Source organism: Pseudomonas sp. SWRI154 (assembly GCF_014268645.1).
Lineage (GTDB): Bacteria > Pseudomonadota > Gammaproteobacteria > Pseudomonadales > Pseudomonadaceae > Aquipseudomonas > Aquipseudomonas marvdashtae.
Genome location: NZ_JABWQW010000021.1, coordinates 55,694 through 78,504, shown reverse-complemented (window position 1 = coordinate 78,504; position 22,811 = coordinate 55,694). Strand labels below are relative to the sequence as shown.

The following is a 22,811-nucleotide window of genomic DNA, read 5'->3' as shown; positions in this document are numbered from 1 at the left end:
ATGGAACGCATCTACGTCGGCATGGGCAGCAACCTGGCCGAACCCGCCGAACAGTTGCGCAGCGCCATCGAAGCGCTGGCGCGACTGTCCGAGACTCGACTGGTGGGGGTTTCAGCGTTTTATCAAAGCGACTCCCTGCTCCCCGGCCAGCCGCGCTACACCAATGCCGTGGCGGCGCTGCACAGCAGCCTTGCGCCATTGGACTTGCTCGATGCGCTGCAAGCCATCGAAACCGGCCAGGGCCGCGAGCGCCTGGAGCGCTGGGGCCCGCGCACCCTCGATCTGGATATCCTGCTGTTCGGTGATCGGCTGATCGACGAGCCCCGCCTCAAAGTCCCTCACTACCACATGCAAGCCCGGGCCTTCGTGCTCTATCCGCTGGCAGAGTTGGCGCCCGCCGACCTGCGCCTGGCCGACGGTCGCCTGCTCAAGGACCTGCTCGCCGAGTGCCCATTTCTCGGCCTCGAGCGCCTGGCAAATCCTTAGGTTGAGGTACCAGCCGGTCACAATTTGGGCGCGCCTCCCAGCTGAAACGCATCAGTCACCTCGGTAACACCCGGCGGTAACACATCCAATTGACTTCCCCGTTACTCCTCACGACTATAGGCGTCCCGTTGCCGCCAACGCGGCGCTAAAGGGCGCAATCCGGGCCTTACAAGCACCACGCATAGAGGGTGCGCCTGTATTCAAGCGCCTAATGAGGACTTTACATGCCAGCTATTACCCTGACCACGCTGCAAGGTCTCAAGCAAAAAGGTGAAAAAATCACCATGCTGACCTGCTATGACGCCACCTTCGCCCATGCCTGCAATGAGGCTGGTGTCGAGGTGCTGTTGGTGGGCGACTCCCTCGGCATGGTGCTGCAAGGTCACGACAGCACATTGCCGGTGACCACCGCCGAGATGGCCTACCACGTAGCCGCCGTCAAACGCGGTAACACCGATGCGTTGATCCTCGCCGACCTGCCGTTCATGGCGTATGCCACCCTCGATCAAACCATGACCAACAGCGCCATGCTGATGCAGGCCGGTGCCCACATGGTCAAGGTCGAAGGCGCGCTGTGGCTCGCCGACTCGATCCGCCTGCTGGCCGAACGCGGCATTCCCGTGTGCGCGCACCTGGGCCTGACCCCGCAGGCGGTGAATATCCTCGGTGGCTACAAGGTCCAGGGGCGCAATGAAAACCAGGCACGGCAGATGCGCGCCGATGCCATTGCCCTGGAGCAGGCGGGCGCCGCGATGTTGCTGCTCGAATGCGTTCCCACCGAGCTGGCTGAAGAAATAACCCAGGCGGTGAAGATCCCGGTAATAGGCATCGGCGCTGGCAGCGCCACCGATGGCCAGGTGCTGGTGCTCCACGACATGCTCGGCCTGTCGATCACCGGTCGCGTGCCCAAGTTCGTGAAGAACTTCATGGCCGGGCAAAGCACTATCCAGGCCGCGCTCGCCGCTTATGTTGCCGAAGTGAAGGGCGTGACCTTCCCGGGCGCCGAACACGGATTCTCTGCATGAACACCGTCAAGACCGTACGCGAACTGCGGGCCGCCGTGGCCCGTGCCCGCAGCGAAGGCAAACGTATCGCTTTCGTCCCGACGATGGGCAACCTGCACAGCGGCCACATGGCGCTGGTGACCAAGGCGGCGCAACGGGCCGACTTTGTCGTGGCGAGCATCTTCGTCAATCCGCTGCAATTCGGCGCTGGCGAAGACCTCGACAAGTACCCCCGCACCCTGGCGGCCGATCAGGAGAAGCTGCTCCAGGCCGGGTGCCATTTGCTGTTCGCGCCAAGCGTCGAGGAAATGTATCCCGACGGCATGGCCGGACAGACCCGCGTCAGCGTCCCGCAGTTGTCCGAAGGCCTGTGCGGTGCCAGCCGGCCAGGGCATTTCGAGGGCGTGGCGACGGTGGTCAGCAAGCTGTTCAACATGGTCCAGCCGGATCTGGCGGTGTTTGGTCAGAAGGACTTCCAGCAACTGGCGGTGATCCGCGCGTTGGTCCATGACCTGAACATGCCGATCCAGATCATCGGCGAGCCAACCGTGCGCGCCGAAGATGGCCTGGCGCTGTCGTCGCGCAACGGCTTCCTCAGTGCTGGACAGCGCGCCGTCGCGCCCGTGGTCTACCGTGCCCTGGGCCAGATCGCCGAGGCGATCAAGCAGGGCCAACGGGATTATCCGGCGTTGATCGCCGAGCAGCTCAAGCAACTCGAAACCGCCGGCCTGCGTCCCGACTATCTGGAAATCCGCCACGCCAAGACGCTGCGCCCAGCCGTGGCCGAGGATCGCGACCTGGTGATCCTGGTGGCCGCCTTCCTGGGTACCACCCGGTTGATCGACAACCTGCACCTGGACCTCGACGCGCCCGCCTGAGCCCTGATCCCCTGTGTAAGCGAACAGGCTTGCACAGGGGCTGCGCAGTGTTATTGCCGCCTCGACAGCCTTCGGGCAAACTGCCCGCCGTTTGGACCCGACCAGAGGAAACACTCATGCACGCCATCATGCTCAAGGCCAAGCTGCACCGCGCCGAAGTCACTCACGCCGTGCTCGATTACGAAGGCTCCTGCGCCATTGATGGTGAATGGCTGGACCTGTCGGGCATCCGTGAATACGAACAGATCCAGATCTACAACGTCGACAACGGCGAGCGCTTCACCACCTACGCCATCCGTGGCGAGGAAGGCTCGCGGATGATCTCGGTCAACGGCGCCGCGGCGCACAAGGCCAAGGTGGGCGACCGCGTGATCATTTGCGCCTACGCCCATTACAGCGAGGCGGAGCTGCTCAATTTCAAGCCGCGCATGCTGTACATGGCACCGGGCAACGAACTGAGCCACACCAGCAACGCCATTCCGGTCCAGGTTGCCTGACCAGTCCCGCCTGCTTTCCCCTTCCAGCCGGGAGCATTTCGTTCCCGCCTGTCGGACCATTCCCACCCCTTTTGTATAAAAAAGTACCGGGAAGCGGTCAGACAAAGTCAAGACAGATCGCAACGCGAGGTTTACTGTATTCGCCCTGTGCCCGGCGATCGTGTCGACGCAGTTGTCCGGACGCCCTCCGCGGGCCTCGCCGGAATTTTTAGTGTACAAAAGGTCGTTCAAGTAAAAAGGAAACCCGCAGCGATGGCGTATTACCGAACTCCTCAAGACGTGACCGCTCTGCCCGCCTGGCAAGCGCTGAATGACCACCGCAAAGCCATGCAGGATTTCAGCATGCGCGAAGCGTTCAATGCCGATCCGCAGCGTTTCAATCAGTTCACCCTTTCCAGCTGTGGCTTGTTTCTCGATTACTCGAAAAACCTGATCAATGCCCAGACCCGCGACCTGCTGGTGGGCCTGGCTAACGAAGTCGACCTCCAGGGCGCAATCAAGGCGCTGTTCGAAGGTGAAATCGTCAATGCCTCCGAGAACCGTCCGGCCCTGCATACCGCCCTGCGTCGGCCGGTGGGCGACAAGCTGCTGGTAAACGGCTCCAACGTGATGCCCGATGTGCACAAAGTGCTGAACCAGATTACCGACCTGGTGGGCCGCATCCACGATGGCCTATGGCGCGGCTACACCGAGAAGCCCATCACCGACGTGGTGAACATCGGCATCGGTGGCTCCTTCCTCGGCCCGCAGCTGGTGTCCGAAGCACTGTTGTCGTACACGCATAAAGGCGTTCGCTGTCATTACCTGGCGAACATCGACGGCAGCGAGTTCCATGAGCTGACCATGAAGCTGCGCGCCGAGACCACGCTGTTCATCGTCTCGTCGAAATCTTTCAACACCCTCGAAACCCTGAAGAACGCCCAGGCGGCACGTGCCTGGTATCTGGCCCAGGGTGGCTCGGAAGCGGAGCTCTACCGCCACTTCATCGCGGTATCGAGCAACAACGCCGCCGCCGTGGCCTTCGGTATTCGCGAAGAAAATATCTTCCCGATGTGGGACTGGGTCGGCGGGCGCTACTCGCTGTGGTCGGCCATCGGCCTGCCGATTGCCCTGGCCATCGGCATGTCGAACTTCAAGGAACTGCTGTCCGGCGCCTACTCCATGGACCAGCATTTCCAGAGTGCGCCGTTCGAGCAGAACATGCCGGTGCTGCTGGCGCTGCTGGGCGTGTGGTACGGCAACTTCTGGGGTGCGCAGAGCCATGCGATCCTGCCGTACGACCATTACCTGCGCAACATCACCAAGCACTTGCAACAATTGGACATGGAATCCAACGGCAAGAGCGTGCGCCAGGACGGTACGCCGGTCTCCACCGACACCGGTCCGGTGATCTGGGGCGGCGTCGGCTGCAACGGCCAGCACGCTTACCATCAGTTGCTGCACCAGGGCACCCAATTCATCCCGGCCGACTTCATCGTGCCGATCGTCAGCTTCAACCCGGTTTCCGACCATCACCAATGGCTGTACGCCAACTGCCTGTCCCAGAGCCAGGCGCTGATGCTCGGCAAGACCCGCGCCGAGGCCGAGGCCGAGCTACGAGACAAGGGCGCCAGCGAAGAAGAAGTGCAGAAACTGGCTTCCCACAAAGTCATCCCGGGCAACCGCCCAAGCAACACCTTGGTGGTCGAACGCATCAGCCCGCGGCGCCTCGGTGCACTGGTTGCGCTGTACGAACATAAGGTCTTCGTCCAAAGCGTGGTCTGGGGCATCAACGCCTTCGACCAATGGGGCGTGGAGTTGGGCAAGGAGTTGGGCAAGGGCGTCTACAACCGCCTGGTGGGCAGCGAAGAAACCGCCGCCGAAGATGCTTCGACCCAAGGCCTGATCAACTACTTCCGTGGGCGTCATCGCGGCTGACCCTGGCCAGACACACTGCGGGGGCGGGTTTGCTCGCCCCCACACTGTTTCCATGTACAACTTGAACTGGCTATTCACTCGGCGCATCTTTATGTCTTGTCGCAAAACAAGAATAAGGAACCGTCATGTTCGATATCAGCCAGTACCCCCACGCCGATGCCGTCCGCCGGGCTGCGCAACTGAGTCAGGACGAGTACAAGCGGCTCTACAAAGAATCCATCGAACACCCCAGCACGTTCTGGGCTGAGCAAGCCACGCGTTTTCTCGACTGGATGACGCCCTGGCAGACTGTCCAGCGCTACGACCTCAAGAGCGGTGAAGCCAACTGGTTCGCCGGCGGCAAGCTGAACGTCAGCGCCAACTGCATCGACCGCCATCTGGATACGCGCGGTGACCAGACCGCAATCGTCTGGGAAGGCGACGATCCCGCCGAATCAGCAGAAATCACCTATAAAAAACTTCACCATCACGTTTGCCGGTTGGCCAACGTGTTGAAAAGCCGTGGCGTGAAGAAAGGCGACCGGGTCTGCATCTACATGCCGATGATTCCTGAGGCTGCCTACGCCATGCTTGCCTGCACTCGCATTGGCGCGGTGCACTCTGTGGTGTTCGGCGGTTTTTCCCCGGATTCATTGCGTGATCGGATCCTCGACGCCGATTGCCGCACCGTCATCACTGCCGACGAAGGCGTGCGCGGCGGGCGGTTCATACCGCTCAAGCGTAACGTCGACAAGGCGCTCGAAAGCTGCCCGAACGTCAGTACCGTGCTGGTGGTCGAGCGCACCCAGGGCGAGGTGAACTGGGTCGAAGGCCGTGACCTCTGGTATCACGAGGCGATGCACGATATCAGCGACGAGTGCCCGCCTGAGCCGATGGATGCCGAAGACCCGTTGTTCATCCTCTACACCTCCGGCAGCACCGGCAAGCCCAAGGGCGTGCTGCACACCACCGGCGGTTATCTGCTGCAAGCAGCGATGACCTTCAAATACGTACTCGACTATCGCGACAACGAAGTGTTCTGGTGCACCGCCGACGTCGGCTGGGTCACCGGCCACAGCTACATCGTCTACGGCCCGCTGGCCAACGGTGCCACCACGCTGATTTTCGAGGGCGTACCGAGCTATCCGAGCAGTTCGCGCTTCTGGCAGGTCATCGACAAGCATCAGGTCAATATCTTCTACACCGCTCCGACCGCCCTGCGCGCGCTGATGCGCGAAGGGGCCGGGCCGTTGCAGGATACGTCCCGCAAAAGCCTGCGATTGCTCGGCAGCGTCGGTGAGCCGATCAACCCGGAGGCGTGGGAATGGTATTTCAACGTGGTCGGCGAGCAGCGCTGCCCGATTGTCGATACCTGGTGGCAGACCGAAACCGGCGGCATCATGCTCAGCCCCCTGGTCAGTGCTCCACGGCTCAAGCCAGGCTGCGCCACCCGCCCGATGTTCGGCGTGCAGCCTGTGCTGCTGGATGAAACGGGCAAGGAAATCAACGGCGCCGGCAGCGGCGTGCTGGCGATCAAATCCAGCTGGCCGGCGCAGATTCGCAGCGTCTATGGCGACCATCAACGGATGGTCGATACGTACTTCAAGCCCTACCCCGGCTACTACTTCACCGGCGACGGCGCCCGTCGCGACGAAGATGGCGATTACTGGATCACCGGGCGCATCGACGACGTAATCAACGTTTCGGGCCACCGCATCGGCACCGCCGAGGTGGAAAGTGCGCTGGTGCTGCACGACAACATTGCCGAGGCGGCGGTGGTCGGCTATCCCCATGACCTCAAGGGTCAAGGCATCTATGCCTTTGTCACGCCAATGGATGGGGTGGAAGCCAACGATGAGCTGAAAAAGGAACTGCTCGCCCATGTCAGCAAGGAAATCGGCAGTTTCGCCAAGCCGGAACTCATCCAATGGGCGCCAGCCCTGCCCAAGACCCGTTCGGGCAAGATCATGCGACGGATTTTGCGCAAGATCGCCTGCAACGAACTCGACAGCCTCGGCGACACTTCGACCCTGGCCGATCCGAGCGTGGTGGAGGGGTTGATCGACACCCGCCTGAACCGCTGAGACAACATAAACCTCCCGTGGCGAGGGAGCTTGCTCCCGCTCGGCTGCGCAGCAGACGCAAAATCGCGGTCGCCCTTGGAAAACAGGGGGGGCGCTTCGCACCCCAGCGGGAGCAAGCTCCCTCGCCACAAAAGCGCTGCCTGACTCAAACCTTCAGGCAATACCCGAGTATGCATAACTGCTAAACTCCCGCGCCTCATTTCCTTAAGGCGCGCACGGCATGTCTTCCTTGAATCTGGCGCTGCGCGCCGCCCTCGACCAGCGTCAGCCGCTTCTCGGCCAACTGCACCAGCAAGGCACCGACTGCTATCGCCTGTTCCACGGCAGCCAGGAAGGCGCGCCCGGCCTGACCGTTGACCGCTACGGCCCGCAGCTGCTGGTGCAAAGTTTTCACCAATCGCTGGCGCGAGAGGACTTGCTGCAGTTGCACGCCATCGTCAACGAACGGCTGGGCCTGGACACCCTGCTTGTCTATAACGACCGCGCCCGGGGCAACTCGCGCGTCGATCGCCAGGACAACGTCTATCAGGCTGACGAGGCCGCGCTGCAAGACTTGGTCGGGCATGAATGGGGCCTCAATTACCGCGTCCGCGGGCGGCATGCCGGGCAGGATCCGTTGCTGTTCCTCGACCTGCGCAACGCCCGTGGCTGGGTCAAGGACCATAGCCGGAACAAAAGTGTCCTGAACCTGTTCGCCTATACCTGTGGCGTGGGCCTCAGCGCGGCGGCAGGTGGCGCGCGCGAGGTGTGCAATCTGGATTTTGCCGAGGGCAACCTGGCGGTGGGGCGCGAAAACGGCCTGCTTAACCCCGATCTGCCGGCGATGGAGTTCGTGCAATCGGATTATTTTCCGGCGATCCGCCAACTGGCCGGCCTGCCCATCAGTCAGCGGCGCGGACAGAAACTGCCCACCTACGTGCGCCTGGAACAACGCCAATATGACCTCGTGCTACTCGATCCGCCCGCCTGGGCCAAGAGCGCATTCGGCACGGTCGATCTGTTGCGCGACTATCAAAGCCTGCTCAAGCCGGCATTGCTCACGACCGCTGAAGACGGCGTGCTGATCTGCTGCAACAACCTGGCGAAAGTGTCCATGGATGACTGGCGCGAACAAGTGTTGCGTTGCGCGCAAAAGGCCGGCCGCCCGGTGCGTGAGTGGAGCACATTGGCGCCCGGTGACGATTTTCCGTCACGCGATCAACAGCCACCGCTGAAAACCCTGATCCTCCAGTTCTGATCGCGCCTCGGCAATCCCACGAAAAAACGGACAAATCTGATAAAACACAGTGGCTTCGGAACCGTAAACGCATGCCATACTCCAAGGCACTCCGATTCACACCAGATGAAGCCACACATGCCCAAAGGATTGATTCGCGCTATCGGCGCCCTGTTGACCGCACTGGCCCTCTACAGCCTGTTGGGCTTCCTGATCCTGCCGGGCATTGCGTTGCGCATCGCCAACCAGCAATTGGCCGCCCACGCGACGGTGCCCGCTCAGATCCAGCGTATAGAACTCAATCCCTTCAGCCTTGAAGTAACGCTCTGGGGCCTGAATGTCGGCGAGCCCGGCAAGGAGCAGCTCGGTTTCGAACGGCTGTACGCAAACCTGCAACTCGACAGCTTGTGGTCCGGCGCCCTGCATCTGGCCGACATCGAGTTGGACAAGCCCAAGACCGAAGTCGTGTTCGCCAAGGACGGTCAGCTGAACCTGCTGGGACTGTTCAAGCTGCCGCCCAGCGAGCCGACCCCGGCAGATCCCGACGCCAAGCCGTTCCCGTTGCGAGTCGACCGGATCAAACTTGCCAGCGGCTACGTTCACTTTCAGGACCTGCGTCCCAGCGAGCCCATCGAATTCCTGTATGACACCCTCGATTTCGAGCTGAAGAACCTCAGCACCCTGCCCGATGACAGCGCCGACATGACCCTGGTGGCGGCAGGCCCCCAAGGCGGACAGATCGATTGGACCGGTAACTTCAGCCTCGCGCCGATTGCCTCCGAGGGCACGCTGAAAATCACTCGCGGCCAAATGAAAGCGTTCTGGCCCTACGTGCGTGACGCGGTGCCCCTGGTGTTGGAAAACGGTGTACTGGACCTCAGCACCGACTACAAGCTCAACCTCGCCAAAGGCACGGAACTGCTGCTCAGCAACGCCGCCGTCAGTGTCGCGCCCTTCGCCATCAAGGCGCCTGATGGTCGCCCGCTGGTCAAGCTGGAGCGCCTGGACGTGAGCGAGACCTCACTGGACTTGGCCAAGCAGCAAGTGATCGTCGGCAAGATCCGCAGCCAGAAACTGGACACCTGGGCAGCACGGGAAGCGGACGGGCAATTGGACTGGCAGAAACTCTTCGCCAGCCAACCGGCCAAGCCTGAGGTCAAGGCTGAACCGGCATCGGCCCCGGCAGCCGCCGACTCGCCCAAAGCGGAGCCTACAGCGCCAGGCAAACCGTGGCAGGTGCTGTTGAAGGACGTGCAACTGCGCGATTACCACGTGCATCTGGCCGACCGCCAGGCACAACCGGCCGTGGCGCTGGATGTCGGCCCGCTGAACCTCGACTTGCAGAATTACGACACGCTCAACGACTCGCCTTTCAACCTCAAGCTCGACACCGGCCTGGGCAAGCAGGGCAAGATCCAGGCCGACGGCGTGGTTAACCTGAATCCGGTCACGGCGAAGCTCAACGTCAAGACCCAGGACATCGACCTGCGGGTTGCCCAGTCCTATATCAACCCGTTCATTCGCCTGGAACTGCGCTCCGGGATGCTCGGCAGCGACCTGGTAGTAGACCTCAAGAGCACCGAGCCGCTGACATTGGCCGTCACGGGCCGCGCCCAGGTCGACCAGTTGCATACCCTCGACACGCTCAAGACCCGCGACTTCCTCAAATGGCAGCGCCTGGAAATCCAGGGCCTCAACTACCAGCATGGCGACAGCCTGTCGATCAACAAGGTCAACCTGTTCCAGCCGTATGCGCGCTTCATGATCAACGACGACCGCACCACTAACGTCGATGATCTGCTCATACCACAACCGGCCGACGGCGCGACCAAGACCGCCGGAGCCAAACCGGCCTCGAAGGAAAAGCCGCTGGGTATCCACATCGGCGGCATCGCCATCAATGACGGCTCGGCCAATTTCGCCGACTTCAGCCTGACGCCCAACTTCGCCACGGCCATCCAGCAGCTCAACGGTGAGATCGGCACCATCGACAGCCGCCAGGCCAAGCCGGCCACCGTGGACGTGAAAGGCAAGGTCGACCGCTACGCACCTGTGACGATCAAGGGCGCGGTCAACCCCTTCGACCCGATGGCCAGCCTCGACATCGCCACCAGCTTCAAGCGGGTCGAGTTGACGACCCTGACGCCTTACTCCGGTAAATTTGCCGGCTATCGCATCCGTAAGGGCCGGCTCAATCTCGACCTGCATTATCGAATCACCAAGGGCCAGCTACAGGCCGACAACAAAGTCGTGGTCGAGCAATTGCAGCTGGGGGAAAAGGTCGACAGCCCGGATGCCGTGAGCCTGCCGCTCAAGCTGGCCGTTGCCCTGCTCAAGGATTCCGAGGGCCGGATTACCATCGAGCTGCCGGTGTCCGGCAACCTCAACGACCCGCAGTTCAGCGTGATGCCGATTGTCTGGCAGACCCTGCGCAATCTGGTGGTGCGCGCGGCCCAGGCGCCGTTCAAGCTCATCGGCGGGTTGGTGGCGGGCGGTGGCTCGGAAGACCTTGGCAGCGTGGCTTTCGCGCCGGGGGCCAGTGAGCTGAGCAAGGAAAACGAAAGCGTATTGCTCAAATTGGCCGAAGCCCTGGGCAAACGTCCGGAGTTGAAGCTGGAGATCGAAGGCACCGCCGCCCAAAGCAGCGATGGCCCGCTGCTCGCTGCCCAGCGCCTGGAACGCGAATACCAGTACAACTACTACAAGATGCTCCAGCGTCGGGGCGACAAAGTCCCGGCCAAGGCTTCGTTGCTGGAAGTGCCGGAGGATGAAAAGGCCCCGCTGCTGGAAGGAATCTACCGCACCCGCCTGAAGACCCAACCGCCAGCCGAATGGACGCAACTGGATAAAAAGGCCCGCATCGACAAACTCCGTGAAGGCGTCATCAATTTCTGGAGCGGCAGCGACCCGTTGCTGCGCGAACTGGGTCAGGAGCGGGCGAGCAGCATCAAGGATTTCCTGGTGGACAAGGGCAAGCTGGCCGACGACCGCGTGTACTTCATCGACGCCAGCCTCGGCCAAGCCGAGAGCGACGGTACCGTCATCACACCGATGCATCTGGATGCCGAATGACATGAAGCGCCTGTGCGGACTTGGCCTGGGTTTGTTATTGGCCGCTGGCCACGTGTCGGCTGCCAATACGCTGCGCTGCGGCAGCCAGTTGATCAGCGTCGGTGATCGCTCCAGCGAGGTGCTGCAAAAGTGCGGTCAGCCCGCAGCGCGCGATGACCTGGGCTACAAGCGCAGCGTCAATCGCCGGGAAGAATACCCCGTGGAGGAATGGACCTACGGACCCCATAGCGGCATGTATCAATACCTGCGCTTCGAGGGCAATCGGCTGGTGGAGATCACCAGCAAGCGTGGGCGCTGACCGTCACTTCACAATCAGCGCCTTGCCCCACCCCAGAATAGAACAGGCCCCCGGCACGAATGCCGGGGGCCTGTAATGGCCACATCCGTGTGGCCTTTCGCATGAACTCCAAAGCAACGGCAAACGTATATCTCAGCCCGCTTGCCGTGCCTTCTCCCAGTCCAGGCGAGAAGCCTTAGCCTTACTCGGCTTTCAGGCCGTCAGCCGATACGGCCTTGACGCCTTTGATTTTCTTGGTGATTGCCACAGCGGTGTCTTTTTGTGCCTCAGTGACCTTGGTCATCGAAGATAGGGACACAACACCTTTGTTGGTTTCGACTTTGATGTCGCTGCCTGGAATGCCTTTTTCGGTGACCAGGTCAGCTTTGACCTTGGTGGTGATCCAGGTATCGGAAACGTCTTCCTTAGCCTCTGTCACTTCGCCCGCAGCCAGCATCATCGGGGCCTGAGTAGCTTGAGTGGTCTCGGCGAAAGCGCTAGCCATGGACAGGGTCAGTGCAGTGGCAGCAGCGGCAGTGATAGCGAACTTTTTCATACGAGTAACTCCTGTTTTTCTCAGAAACTGCCGCAAATGCATCTCGGCAGGTTGCCAGGAGTAGTGCGAACGCTGTGCCAGTTTTGAAACAATAAATTTTTTCTTTTAAATCATGCGGTTAAGCGAAGCGGCTTTTTTCACAATCATGCAAATTGCATGACTTGAGGATTTCGCGCATGCAACTTGCGGGTTTCGCCCCGCCCACTAACCTCCTGAATTCCCGAATATTTTTACGCCCATAAAAAAGCCCCGGTGGTTAATCGGGGCCAAGTCAACAGCCGTGGTTATGCGCCGTCACAACCTGCTGGCAAGAATTCTTGAGCAGCGGTTGAAGTACAGGTCCAGACCCCTGTAGCCGCTCGACTGAGCGTAATAGTCCTGCCGAGTACAGGAGCAGGTGCGTTAACAAGAGTGCAAACGATCGTGCCTACTCCAGTGTTAGCCACCCCTTCCGCCGTAATAGTGCAGTTGCTGGTAGGGGATGTGCCGCCAATGTTGGCCAGCGTGGGGGCCGTTCCTTGATTCATGACATCTTCGAACGCCACCCTCAAGGTAGAAATTTCCGCCAAGCCCGCCGTCGCCTTCGCCCGCGCCTGATACCTCGAATACTGCGGCAACGCGAACGTCGCCAAAATACCAATGATCGCCACCACGATCAGCAGCTCGATCAGCGTAAAACCCTTCTGCTTATTCATATAGATCTCCCATTGCATGAGCCGAAATCTCATGACCTGAAACGGCCGTTGCACGGCACATGCCAACCCGCGCGCCCCCGTCGCGGCTGGCATCCGGGCCAGCGAACGGCAACGTCCTACCCCAACAACCGCACTATCTGACGCTTTTTGTCACCTGCCCCCACTGGTTAGGCGCCGAGGCTTGACTAGGCTATAAGACATGAACAGCCCGCGTCCGGTATCCCCATGAATGACATCGCCCTCAGTGGCCTGGCCAAGCAATTGGTGCTGGCCGAACTGATCACCGAACAAAGTGCCCAGCAGGCCTATCAACAGGCCCAGCGCAATCGCCTGCCCCTGGTCAGTTACCTGGTGCAGAACAAACTCGTCCAAAGCCGCCAGGTAGCAGAAATCGCTTCGGAGCATTTCGGCATCGCCCTGCTCGACCTCAACAGCCTGGACAAGGACACCCAGCCCGCCGGACTGGTCAGCGAGAAACTGGTGCGCCAGCATCACGCCCTGCCGTTGTGGCGGCGCGGCAACAAGCTATTTGTAGGTATTTCCGACCCGACCAATCACCAAGCCATCAATGACATCCAGTTCAGCACCGGCCTGACCACCGAAGCCATCCTGGTGGAGGACGACAAGCTCAGCGATGCCATCGAAAAATTCTTCGAATCCAGCAGCACGGGCCTGGAAGGCATGGCGGATGTCGACCTCGACGGCCTGGACATCGAATCGATCGACGACCGCAAGCAAGACGCCATCGCCGGACAGGACGGCGACGACGCACCGGTGGTGCGCTTCGTCAACAAGATGTTGCTGGACGCGATCAAGGGTGGTTCTTCCGACCTGCACTTCGAGCCTTATGAAAAAAGCTACCGGGTGCGGGTGCGCACCGACGGCATGCTCCGCGAGGTCGCCAAGCCGCCCATCCAGTTGGCCAACCGCATCGCCGCACGCCTCAAGGTCATGGCCAGTCTGGATATTTCCGAACGACGCAAACCCCAGGACGGCCGGCTGAAGATGCGCCTGTCGAAAACCAAGTCCATCGATTTCCGGGTCAACACGCTTCCCACCCTCTGGGGCGAAAAAGTAGTCATCCGGATCCTCGACCCCTCCAGCGCGCAAATGGGCATCGATGCCCTGGGCTACGAACCGGAACAGAAAGACCTGTACATGGCGGCCCTCAAGCAGCCGCAAGGCCTGATCCTGGTGACCGGGCCGACCGGCTCGGGCAAGACCGTGTCGCTCTATACCGGCTTGAACATCCTCAACACCGTGGACATCAATATTTCCACTGCCGAGGACCCGGTGGAAATCAATATGGAAGGCATCAACCAGGTCAACGTCAACCCGCGCCAGGGGCTGGACTTTGCCCATGCCCTGCGCTCGTTCCTGCGCCAGGACCCGGACGTGATCATGGTCGGTGAGATCCGCGACCTGGAAACCGCCGAAATCGCCATCAAGGCGGCGCAGACCGGGCACTTGGTGCTGTCCACGCTGCACACCAACAGCGCCGCCGAAACCCTGGTCCGCTTGCAGAACATGGGCATCCCCGGCTTCAACATCGCCACGGCAGTGCACCTGATCATTGCCCAGCGCCTGGCACGCAAACTGTGCACCCACTGCAAGAGGGCCATCGAGATTCCCGAGGAAACCTTGCTCAAGGAAGGCTTCCCTCGGGAACGCATTGGCTCGTTCACGATCTATGAGCCGGTCGGTTGCGAGCAATGCAACAACGGCTACAAAGGTCGCCTGGGGGTCTACGAAGTGGTGAAGAACACGCCTGAGCTGCAACGGTTGATCATGGCCGAAGGCAACTCCCTGGAAATCGACCTGCAGATGCGCAAGGACGGCTTCAACGACTTGCGCACCTCGGGGCTGGTCAAAGTGATGCAAGGCATCACTAGCCTCGAAGAAATCAACCGGGTCACCAAGGATTGAACATGGCGGTCAAGGCAGTAAAAACCGACGTCTATACGTGGGAAGGCAAGGACCGCAAAGGCACGAAGATGTCCGGCGAACTGACCGGCCAGAGCCCGGCGCTGGTCAAGGCGCAGTTACGCAAACAGGGCATCAATCCAGGCAAGGTGCGCAAGAAGTCCACGTCGATATTCAGTAAAGGCAAGCGCATCAAGCCGCTGGACATCGCCCTCTTCACGCGGCAGATGGCGACGATGCTCAAGGCCGGCGTGCCCCTGCTGCAGGCGTTCGACATCATTGGCGAAGGCTTCGACAACGCCAACATGCGCAAGCTGGTAGACGAGGTGAAACAGGAAGTCGCCGCTGGCAACAGCTTCGCCGCCTCGCTGCGCAAGTGCCCGCAATACTTCGACGAGTTGTACTGCAACCTGGTGGATGCCGGCGAGCAAGCCGGTGCCTTGGACACGTTGCTGGATCGAGTCGCGACCTACAAGGAAAAGAGCGAAGCCCTCAAGGCCAAGATCAAGAAAGCCATGACCTACCCCGCGGCGGTGATCCTCGTCGCGGCCGTGGTCACGAGCATCCTGCTGATCAAAGTGGTGCCGCAGTTCGAATCGGTGTTCTCCGGCTTCGGCGCTGAACTGCCGGCCTTCACGCTGATGGTCATCGGCCTGTCGGAATTCATGCAAGAGTGGTGGTGGATGTTGGTTGGCGGGGCGGTGGGGGCATTCTTCGGTGTGAAATATGCCCTCAGGCGCTCCGAGGCGTTTCGGGACTGGCGAGACAAATGGCTGCTCAAGCTTCCGCTGATTGGCACCTTGATGTACAAGTCCGCCGTGGCCCGCTACGCTCGCACGCTCTCGACCACCTTCGCGGCCGGCGTGCCGCTGGTCGAAGCCCTCGACTCGGTGTCGGGCGCCACCGGCAACGTGGTGTTCAAGCGCGCGGTGCAACGCATTCGACAGGATGTCTCGACCGGCATGCAGCTGAATTTCTCGATGCGTACGTCCGGCATCTTCCCGAACCTGGCGATCCAGATGACCGCCATCGGCGAAGAATCCGGCGCGCTGGACGACATGCTCGACAAAGTGGCGAGTTTTTATGAAGCCGAAGTGGATAATCTGGTGGACAACCTCACCAGCCTGATGGAACCCTTCATCATGGTGGTCCTGGGGGTGGTCGTCGGTGGCCTGGTGGTCGCGATGTACATGCCCATCTTCCAACTCGGCTCTGCGATCTGACATGCCCCTGAGCGAATTCTTCGTGCTTTACCCCGCAGCCTTCGTGCTGACGGCCCTGTTGCTCGGGCTGGTCATCGGCAGTTTCCTCAACGTCCTGGTGTGGCGCCTGCCCAAGATGCTTGATCGCGAATGGCGCCTGCAGGCCCATGACCTCCTTGGTCTTCCTGCCGAAGCCCCCGGCCAGACCTATAACCTGATACTGCCCCATTCCCAATGTCCTCACTGCGGCCATCGCATCCGGGCCTGGGAAAATATTCCACTGTTGAGCTACCTGATGTTGCGCGGCCGCTGTTCCAGTTGCGCCACGCCCATCGGCAAACGCTATCCGCTGACCGAATTGGCTTGCGGCGTCTTGTCGGCATTCGTCGCCTGGCACTTCGGCTTCGGCTGGCAGGCCGCGATGGTGATGGTGCTGGGCTGGGGCTTGCTGTCCATGAGCCTGATCGACGCCGAACATAAACTGCTACCCGATTCGCTGGTACTGCCGCTGCTGTGGCTGGGCTTGATCGTCAACAGCTTCGAGCTGTTCGTCTCGCTGAACCAGGCGTTGTGGGGCGCGGTGGCCGGTTACCTGGTCCTGTGGTCGGTATTCTGGGTCTTCAAATTGATCACTGGCAAGGAAGGCATGGGCTACGGCGATTTCAAGTTGCTGGCGATGCTGGGGGCCTGGGGCGGCTGGCAAATCCTGCCGCTGACGCTGCTCTTGTCTTCGCTGGTGGGCGCGGTTATCGGGGTCATTGTGCTGCGCCTGCGCGACGCGCCAACGTCGACACAAATACCGTTCGGCCCCTATCTGGCAATTGCCGGCTGGATTGCCTTGCTCTGGGGTGGTCAAATAACCGACTTCTATTGGCAGTCAGTCGGTTTCTAATGAAAAGCTCTGCGCAAAAACCCTGGATTCTCGGCCTGACCGGTGGCATCGGCAGCGGCAAGAGCGCGGCGGCCGAGCATTTCATCGACCTGGGCGTGCACGTCATCGACGCCGACCACGCGGCGCGCTGGGTCGTCGAACCCGGGCGCCCGGCACTGGCAAAAATCGCCGAGCACTTCGGCCCTGGCGTATTGCAGGCAGACGGCGCGCTGGACCGCGCGGCGCTGCGTAAACTGATCTTTGAAAATGCCGAAGAGCGCCGCTGGCTCGAGGCGCTGTTGCACCCGTTGATTGGTGAGGAAATCGCCCTTCATCTAGCCCAGGCAAAATCGTCCTACGCGATCCTGGTCTCGCCGCTGCTGATCGAGTCAGGCCAGTACGCCATGACCCAGCGGATCCTGGTGATCGATGCGCCGGAGCAGTTGCAGATCGAGCGCACCTTGCAGCGTGACCAGACCAGCGAGCAGCAGGTCCAGGCGATTCTCAAGGCCCAATCCAGCCGCCAGGACCGCCTGAGCCATGCCGACGACGTATTGGTCAACGACCGCGACCTCGCATGGCTGCATAGCGAGGTCGAGCGCCTGCATCACTTTTACCTGACTTTGCGTGGAGGCCAATCATGAGCCAAGCCCCAACCGTTGATTGCCCAACTTGTGGCGCCCCTGTGGAATGGACCCCGGAGAATAAATTCCGGCCGTTCTGTTCCGATCGTTGCAAGCTGATCGACCTGGGCGCCTGGGCGTCGGAGGAGCACAAGATTCCCGTTGCCCCAGACGCCGAGGATGAGCTGTTCAGCGAAGACTTCAATCCTCGCTCCCATCATTAAGGTCGTTAAGGACGCATGAAACCGTAGTCCTGGCTGTCGTCGAGATTTTCCGCCAGGAAACTCAACTCATCGGCCAAATCATCAACGCTGCGCACGGTCTTGCTCTGTTGCACGATTGCACTGAGCAAGGCCCGCAGGCTCAAGCCCGGGTCGAAACCGATTTCCATGGCGGCATCGTGGCTGCGCCGAATCTCTTGTCTCGCCCACTCATAAACACTCATGACGGTACTCCTGGAAATTTTTTAGAGCATGCCGGGGCCCCGCTGGGCCGGCCTTGACGTGAATCAAGGCTGGTCGTCGTCATTCCAGGGAGCCGACAGGTAGCGCGTGCGGTTGAAGGTCTCCAGCCATTCGGGACTGAATACCACCAGTGCGCTGACCACCATGCCGTTGATGAAGGCCTCGGGAAAAATAATCAGCCAGAGGTAGCCAATGAAATCCTCCAGCCAGTAAGGCATCGCGAACAGGCCGTCGTGCCACAACAGGCCGAGCCCCACCAGCAGGCATATCAAGGCCGAAAGCGCAGCTGCGAGGAACCCCGAACAAAAGATGTACACGAACAGATTGCGCGGCTGGGCACGCTCCACCAGGATCGCGCAGCATTCGGTGATCAGCACCGGCAGCAAGACCAGCAACGCGCCATTGATCCCCACCGCCGCCAAGTCCTGACGCCCCAGCAGCACCAGCGCGAGCTGGGCCAGGAGCCCGCCGAGGATCGCCAGCGGCCAGTCCAGCAGCAGGGTCACGGCCGTCATGCCGATGAAGTGATACGAGACACCCGTGTCGAAGTCGCGGCGTACCAGCCACAACATGAACAGCGCGAACACCGTGCCGAACAGCAAATGCTGGCGACGGCTGTCGGTAAACAACTCGACCCACGGCGCACGCAGCACGGCCCAGACCAAAACCGGCAGATAAATCAGCCAGCCGGCCGCCAGGGTCTGGGACGAGAGCAATTGGGCACCGATCATTGAGCGACTCCTTTGATTTGCCCTTGCATCAAAAGACCCTGTGATAAGCCTGGGATTCAAGCCGGCAGTCTACACCCCACCCGACCGCCATTTATCAACGCAACGCTTTGGGCTTGTCGTAATTGAACGCTAAGCTAGGGCCCATGGATGATTCCGATTATTTACGCTTGCTGACCATCGCGGCCGAGCAAGCCAACGCCTTTCTCTCCAACGCCCGCAAATGGGAGCGTGAGCGTTGGGTCTGCCAGCGCCTGTTGCAAGGGCTGAACGTGCCTTATCGCGCCGATGAGTTCGCGCCCGCCGGGGAGCCTCCAGACGTGTTGTTTCGCGATGCCAATTTCGAGGTATTTTTTGTGCTCGATGAAGGCCGGCGCCTCAACGATGAATGGCGCGACGAGTTGCAACGTCGCCGCAGCGCCTTTTCCCTGAGCCAACTGGTGCGCCGTGAAGCCAAGCCCCGGCGCATCCCGGCCAATGAATTCCTGCTGAGACTGGCACCGACCTTGCGCAAGAAAGCCCATAACTACACCGAGCGCGGCATGGACTTGGGGGAACTGGACATCATCGCCTTCGCCAGCCTCAAACGCGAAGTGCTGGACCTCAACAGCCACTTTCCACCGCCCACCGAATATCTGCGCCAGGGCTGGCGTTCGCTGTCTTTGGTAGGGCCGACGTTTGCCCGGGTGTTGTTCGCCCATCCCGACGCACCGGATTTCCTGCGGGGCAATCTGGGTCGCAGCATCGTCTTCGACGTCGGGATCAGCTTGTGAGCCCGCAGTGTACGTTGGACTGACGAGCGGCTACTCTGCTTTCAATGCCGGATAGCCGGACGCTGTAACGTCTTCACATTTCGCAACGTCTACCTGACGAGGCCTTTATGACCAGCCGCCTGAACCCAGATGACCAGAAGCATGTCGAAGAGTACCTGCAACTGTCCCAGCACCGAGTCGAGCGCCGGCCTTTCCGGCCGTGGATGCTCCTGGTGGTGGTACTGGCCATCACGATTGGCCTGGGCCTGTTGAGCCGACTGATCAGTTACCTGACGCTGTGAGCCGATTGATGCTCGCGCAGGTAACGGCACCGAATTCCTTTAGCCTTGCGAGATATCCCCATGACTCATCGTATTGTCATCGTTGGCGGCGGCGCCGGCGGTCTGGAGTTGGCTACCCGTCTGGGTAAGACTCTGGGCAAGCGCGGTACGGCCAGCGTAATGCTGGTCGACGCGAACCTGACCCACATCTGGAAACCCCTGCTGCACGAAGTGGCCGCCGGATCCCTGAACTCTTCTGAAGACGAACTCAACTACGTTGCCCAGGCGAAATGGAACCACTTCGAGTTCCAACTGGGGCGCATGAGCGGCCTGGATCGCGAGCGCAAGAGAATCCAACTGGCCGCCACCTATGACGAGGCGGGCATCGAGCTGCTGCCGGCCCGGGAATTGGGCTACGACAGCCTGGTGATTGCCGTCGGCAGTACCACCAACGATTTCGGCACCGAAGGCGCGGCGCAACACTGCCTGTTCCTCGACACCCGCAAGCAGGCCGAGCGCTTCCATCAGCAATTGCTCCATCATTATCTGCGTGCCCACGCCGGGCAGACCGATATCGTCGAGCGCATCAGCGTTGCGATTGTCGGCGCGGGCGCTACCGGCGTCGAGCTGGCGGCGGAACTGCACAATGCCGCCCATGAATTGCACGCTTACGGCCTGGACCGGATCAAGCCGGAAAACATGCAAATCACCCTGATCGAGGCTGGGCCACGGGTCCTGCCGGCGCTGCCGGAGCGGATCGGCGGGCCGGTGCACAAGACCCTGGAAAAACTCGGGGTGAATGTCATGACCAACGCCGCCGTCAGCCAGGTGACCGCCGACAGCCTGATCACTGCGGATGGCAAGGTGATCGATGCGAGCCTGAAGGTCTGGGCCGCCGGGATCCGCGCGCCGGACTTCCTCAAGGATATCGACGGGCTGGAAACCAACCGGATCAATCAGCTGCAAGTGCTGCCGACGCTACAGACCACCCGCGACGAGAACATTTTCGCCTTCGGCGATTGCGCCGCCTGCCCGCAACCCGACAGCGACCGCAACGTCCCACCCCGCGCCCAGGCCGCGCATCAGCAAGCCTCGCTGCTAGCCAAATCCCTGAAGCTGCGGATCGAGGGCAAGGCCCTGCCTCACTACAAGTACACCGACTACGGCTCGCTGATCTCGCTGTCGCGTTTCTCGGCGGTCGGCAACCTGATGGGCAACCTCACCGGCAGCGTGATGCTCGAAGGTTGGCTGGCGCGGATGTTCTACGTGTCGCTGTACCGCATGCACCAGATGGCGCTATACGGCATGTTCCGCACGGCGATGTTGATGCTTGGCAGCAAGATCGGGCGCGGGACCGAGCCTCGGTTGAAGCTGCACTGAGCCTTACTGACGATCGTTCCCACGCTCTGCGTGGGAGCGATCATCGCGGCGCGTGGGAACACAGCCCGATCAAACCTGAAACCGCTGCACCATCGTGCGCAGCGAGTTCGCCAACTGCGACAGTTCATGGCTGGACGCGCTGGTCTGGTCGGCGCCAGTGGCCGAGCGCACGGACAAATCACGAATATTGACCAGGTTGCGGTCCACCTCGCGGGCCACCTGCGCCTGCTCTTCGGCGGCGCTGGCGATCACCAGGTTGCGTTCGTGGATTTCATTGACCGACGACGTGATCGTCTGCAGCGCTTCCCCCGCCCGCTCCGCCATTGCCAAGGTGCTGGCAGCGCGCGTGGAGCTCGCCTGCATGGAGTCCAGCGCCTGGGTCGCGCCGCTGCGCATGCCTTGGACCATCTGCTCGATTTCCTGGGTCGATTGTTGCGTACGATAAGCCAGCGCACGAACTTCGTCAGCCACCACCGCAAACCCGCGCCCGCTCTCGCCGGCACGGGCGGCTTCGATGGCCGCATTGAGGGCCAGCAGGTTGGTTTGCTCGGCAATGGCGCGGATCACGTCCAGTACCTTGCCGATATCCTGCGACTGGTTGGCCAAAGACTGCACCAAGCCGCCGGTCACCTGCACATCGTTAGCCAAGGCGCCGATGGCATCGACCGTATCGCTGACCCGTTGTTGCCCAAGGGAAGCCGACTCGCTGGACTGACGCGTAGCATCGGAGGTGGAAACCGCATTGCGCGCGACCTCTTCCACGGCAGTGGTCATCTGCGTAACCGCCGTGGCGGCCTGTTCGATTTCGTTATTCTGCTGTTGCAAGCTGTGGGTGCTGTCGAGGGTCACCGCGTTGAGTTCATCGGCGGCGGTGGCCAATTGCGTCGCCGAGCCGCTGATGCCCTGCAACGTATCGCGCAGATTGTGCTGCATCGTCGCCAGCGCGTTGAGCAAGCGGCTAACCTCGTCGTTGCCCTGGGTCTCGATCGGCCGAGTCAGGTCACCGCGGGCGACGCTCTCCGCGGCAGTCAGCGCCTCACCCAGCGGTTTGACGATGCTGCGGGTCAGTAGCATTGCCAGGACTACCGTGGCCAGGGCCGCCAGCACCACGAACAGGCTGACGATCATCCGCGAGTTGACGTAGTGCTCCTGGGATTTCTGGCTCTCGATGGACACCTGTTGGGAGAACAGTTGCGCAAGGTCGTTGAGTTGCTTGCCGGAACCATCCACCACGGTTTTCATGTCCACCAGCAACAGCTTGATCAATTCATCCCGTCGCCCCTGCTCCGCCAGGGTGAACGACTGGGCGATCCCCGCGCGGTAGGCGGTAAAGGTCTGCTTGAACTGCTCGTAGAGCGCCTTGCCTTCCGGTGTCACTACAAGCTTGTCGTAACTGGCGATTTTCTCGCTCAGTTCCTTGTCGCGGGTATCCATCTGCCCGCGATACACCGGGATATTCTTCGGGTCTTCATCCAAGGCCATGCGCAGGGAAATGGTGCGAATGCGCAACATCAATTCGCGGATCTCGTCGCCGCCCCGGATGCTCGGCAACCATTGGGTTTCCACCGCGACCTCGCTGTCGCGAATACTCGACATCTGCCCCAGCGCAAATACGCCAAGCAGCGCCACCAGCACGGCGATCAAGGCAAAACCCAACGCGGCACGGGGGGCGATATTCAACTGACGAAGAACCATAGGGAGTGCCTTTTTTTATTGTTGGCCTGAAGTGGGGCCATGCCCCTGTCGGTGGGTTATCGGCGGGTTGTACGATGACTTAAGTCAATCCGCTTTTTCGCACGCAAAAAAAAATCCCCGTATCTTTCGATACGAGGATTTTTAATATGGTCGGGGTAAGGGGATTCGAACTCCTGACATCCTGCTCCCAAAGCAGGCGCGCTACCGGACTGCGCTATACCCCGGTAAAAA

General features: G+C 61.0%; 22 protein-coding genes and 1 tRNA gene. 17 read left to right on the top strand and 6 right to left on the bottom strand.

The features are described 5' to 3' along the window. The 9 genes from folK (at nucleotide 1) to HU806_RS18500 (ending at nucleotide 11,431) form a co-directional block, all read left to right on the top strand. Nucleotides 1–486 carry a 2-amino-4-hydroxy-6-hydroxymethyldihydropteridine diphosphokinase gene (folK, locus tag HU806_RS18540; RefSeq protein WP_186613112.1) on the top strand — a complete coding sequence of 162 codons (486 nt, stop codon included), beginning with the start codon at nucleotides 1–3 and terminating at the stop codon, nucleotides 484–486. 224 nt (nucleotides 487–710) lie between these two features. Continuing rightward, nucleotides 711–1,511 (top strand): 3-methyl-2-oxobutanoate hydroxymethyltransferase, encoded by an 801-nt coding sequence (panB, locus tag HU806_RS18535; protein ID WP_186613110.1) that lies wholly within the window; start codon nucleotides 711–713, stop codon nucleotides 1,509–1,511. After that, nucleotides 1,508–2,368: a pantoate--beta-alanine ligase gene (panC, locus tag HU806_RS18530; RefSeq protein ID WP_186613109.1), complete on the top strand. Its 861-nt coding sequence runs from the start codon at nucleotides 1,508–1,510 to the stop codon at nucleotides 2,366–2,368. Before panB ends, panC begins: the two co-directional genes overlap by 4 nt. A 116-nt stretch (nucleotides 2,369–2,484) precedes the next feature. After that, a complete protein-coding gene (gene panD / locus HU806_RS18525; protein WP_003228271.1) occupies nucleotides 2,485–2,865 on the top strand; it encodes an aspartate 1-decarboxylase in 381 nt (126 codons plus the stop codon). Nucleotides 2,866–3,117: 252 nt separating this feature from the next. Next, nucleotides 3,118–4,782 carry a glucose-6-phosphate isomerase gene (pgi, locus tag HU806_RS18520; RefSeq protein WP_186613108.1) on the top strand — a complete coding sequence of 555 codons (1,665 nt, stop codon included), beginning with the start codon at nucleotides 3,118–3,120 and terminating at the stop codon, nucleotides 4,780–4,782. Nucleotides 4,783–4,907: 125 nt separating this feature from the next. After that, complete coding sequence (gene acs / locus HU806_RS18515) at nucleotides 4,908–6,845, top strand: acetate--CoA ligase (protein ID WP_186613106.1); 1,938 nt, start codon at nucleotides 4,908–4,910, stop codon at nucleotides 6,843–6,845. 220 nt (nucleotides 6,846–7,065) lie between these two features. After that, nucleotides 7,066–8,082, top strand: coding sequence for a class I SAM-dependent rRNA methyltransferase (locus tag HU806_RS18510; RefSeq protein WP_186613104.1), 1,017 nt, complete (start codon nucleotides 7,066–7,068; stop codon nucleotides 8,080–8,082). A gap of 117 nt (nucleotides 8,083–8,199) precedes the next feature. Next, complete coding sequence (locus HU806_RS18505; RefSeq protein ID WP_186613102.1) at nucleotides 8,200–11,133, top strand: DUF748 domain-containing protein; 2,934 nt, start codon at nucleotides 8,200–8,202, stop codon at nucleotides 11,131–11,133. A 1-nt stretch (nucleotide 11,134) separates the two neighbouring features. Then, nucleotides 11,135–11,431 (top strand): DUF2845 domain-containing protein, encoded by a 297-nt coding sequence (locus HU806_RS18500; protein WP_186613100.1) that lies wholly within the window; start codon nucleotides 11,135–11,137, stop codon nucleotides 11,429–11,431. A gap of 181 nt (nucleotides 11,432–11,612) precedes the next feature. On the opposite strand, the gene HU806_RS18495 is transcribed toward HU806_RS18500, so the two are convergent. Beyond that, the gene (locus HU806_RS18495) at nucleotides 11,613–11,966 is read right to left on the bottom strand and encodes a BON domain-containing protein (protein WP_186613098.1); all 354 of its coding nucleotides are present in this window, start codon (nucleotides 11,964–11,966) and stop codon (nucleotides 11,613–11,615) included. Nucleotides 11,967–12,250: 284 nt separating this feature from the next. Then, on the bottom strand, nucleotides 12,251–12,661 hold the full coding sequence (locus tag HU806_RS18490; RefSeq protein WP_186613096.1) for a pilin: 411 nt from the start codon (nucleotides 12,659–12,661) through the stop codon (nucleotides 12,251–12,253). Between the two features lie 225 nt (nucleotides 12,662–12,886). Here HU806_RS18490 and pilB point away from each other — a divergent pair, with 225 nt between their 5' ends. The 5 genes from pilB to yacG are packed head-to-tail and all read left to right on the top strand — an operon-like array spanning nucleotide 12,887 to nucleotide 17,504. Next, nucleotides 12,887–14,587: a type IV-A pilus assembly ATPase PilB gene (gene pilB / locus HU806_RS18485; protein ID WP_186613094.1), complete on the top strand. Its 1,701-nt coding sequence runs from the start codon at nucleotides 12,887–12,889 to the stop codon at nucleotides 14,585–14,587. 2 nt (nucleotides 14,588–14,589) lie between these two features. Beyond that, nucleotides 14,590–15,807 (top strand): type II secretion system F family protein, encoded by a 1,218-nt coding sequence (locus tag HU806_RS18480; protein ID WP_186613092.1) that lies wholly within the window; start codon nucleotides 14,590–14,592, stop codon nucleotides 15,805–15,807. Between the two features lies 1 nt (nucleotide 15,808). Further along, complete coding sequence (locus tag HU806_RS18475; protein ID WP_186613090.1) at nucleotides 15,809–16,678, top strand: prepilin peptidase; 870 nt, start codon at nucleotides 15,809–15,811, stop codon at nucleotides 16,676–16,678. After that, the gene (coaE, locus tag HU806_RS18470; RefSeq protein ID WP_186613088.1) at nucleotides 16,678–17,301 is read left to right on the top strand and encodes a dephospho-CoA kinase; all 624 of its coding nucleotides are present in this window, start codon (nucleotides 16,678–16,680) and stop codon (nucleotides 17,299–17,301) included. The genes HU806_RS18475 and coaE overlap by 1 nt, the downstream gene beginning before the upstream one ends. Next, nucleotides 17,298–17,504 (top strand): DNA gyrase inhibitor YacG, encoded by a 207-nt coding sequence (gene yacG, locus HU806_RS18465; protein WP_186613086.1) that lies wholly within the window; start codon nucleotides 17,298–17,300, stop codon nucleotides 17,502–17,504. Before coaE ends, yacG begins: the two co-directional genes overlap by 4 nt. A gap of 5 nt (nucleotides 17,505–17,509) precedes the next feature. Here yacG and HU806_RS18460 read toward each other — a convergent pair whose 3' ends face one another. Together HU806_RS18460 and HU806_RS18455 are read right to left on the bottom strand one after the other, a co-directional pair. Next, nucleotides 17,510–17,725 carry a hypothetical protein gene (locus tag HU806_RS18460; RefSeq protein ID WP_030140257.1) on the bottom strand — a complete coding sequence of 72 codons (216 nt, stop codon included), beginning with the start codon at nucleotides 17,723–17,725 and terminating at the stop codon, nucleotides 17,510–17,512. 63 nt (nucleotides 17,726–17,788) lie between these two features. Then, the gene (locus tag HU806_RS18455) at nucleotides 17,789–18,475 is read right to left on the bottom strand and encodes an energy-coupling factor ABC transporter permease (protein WP_186613084.1); all 687 of its coding nucleotides are present in this window, start codon (nucleotides 18,473–18,475) and stop codon (nucleotides 17,789–17,791) included. A gap of 143 nt (nucleotides 18,476–18,618) precedes the next feature. On the opposite strand from HU806_RS18455, the gene HU806_RS18450 reads away from it, so the two are divergent. From HU806_RS18450 to HU806_RS18440, 3 genes are all read left to right on the top strand, one after another. Beyond that, nucleotides 18,619–19,245 (top strand): DUF1780 domain-containing protein, encoded by a 627-nt coding sequence (locus HU806_RS18450; protein ID WP_003185538.1) that lies wholly within the window; start codon nucleotides 18,619–18,621, stop codon nucleotides 19,243–19,245. Nucleotides 19,246–19,352: 107 nt separating this feature from the next. After that, on the top strand, nucleotides 19,353–19,526 hold the full coding sequence (locus tag HU806_RS18445; RefSeq protein WP_039593877.1) for a DUF3094 family protein: 174 nt from the start codon (nucleotides 19,353–19,355) through the stop codon (nucleotides 19,524–19,526). Between the two features lie 60 nt (nucleotides 19,527–19,586). Further along, nucleotides 19,587–20,885 carry an NAD(P)/FAD-dependent oxidoreductase gene (locus HU806_RS18440; RefSeq protein WP_186613082.1) on the top strand — a complete coding sequence of 433 codons (1,299 nt, stop codon included), beginning with the start codon at nucleotides 19,587–19,589 and terminating at the stop codon, nucleotides 20,883–20,885. Between the two features lie 69 nt (nucleotides 20,886–20,954). Here HU806_RS18440 and HU806_RS18435 read toward each other — a convergent pair whose 3' ends face one another. After that, nucleotides 20,955–22,580: a methyl-accepting chemotaxis protein gene (locus HU806_RS18435; RefSeq protein WP_186613080.1), complete on the bottom strand. Its 1,626-nt coding sequence runs from the start codon at nucleotides 22,578–22,580 to the stop codon at nucleotides 20,955–20,957. Nucleotides 22,581–22,727: 147 nt separating this feature from the next. Beyond that, a tRNA-Pro gene (locus tag HU806_RS18430) sits at nucleotides 22,728–22,804 on the bottom strand. Nucleotides 22,805–22,811 lie beyond the last annotated feature (7 nt).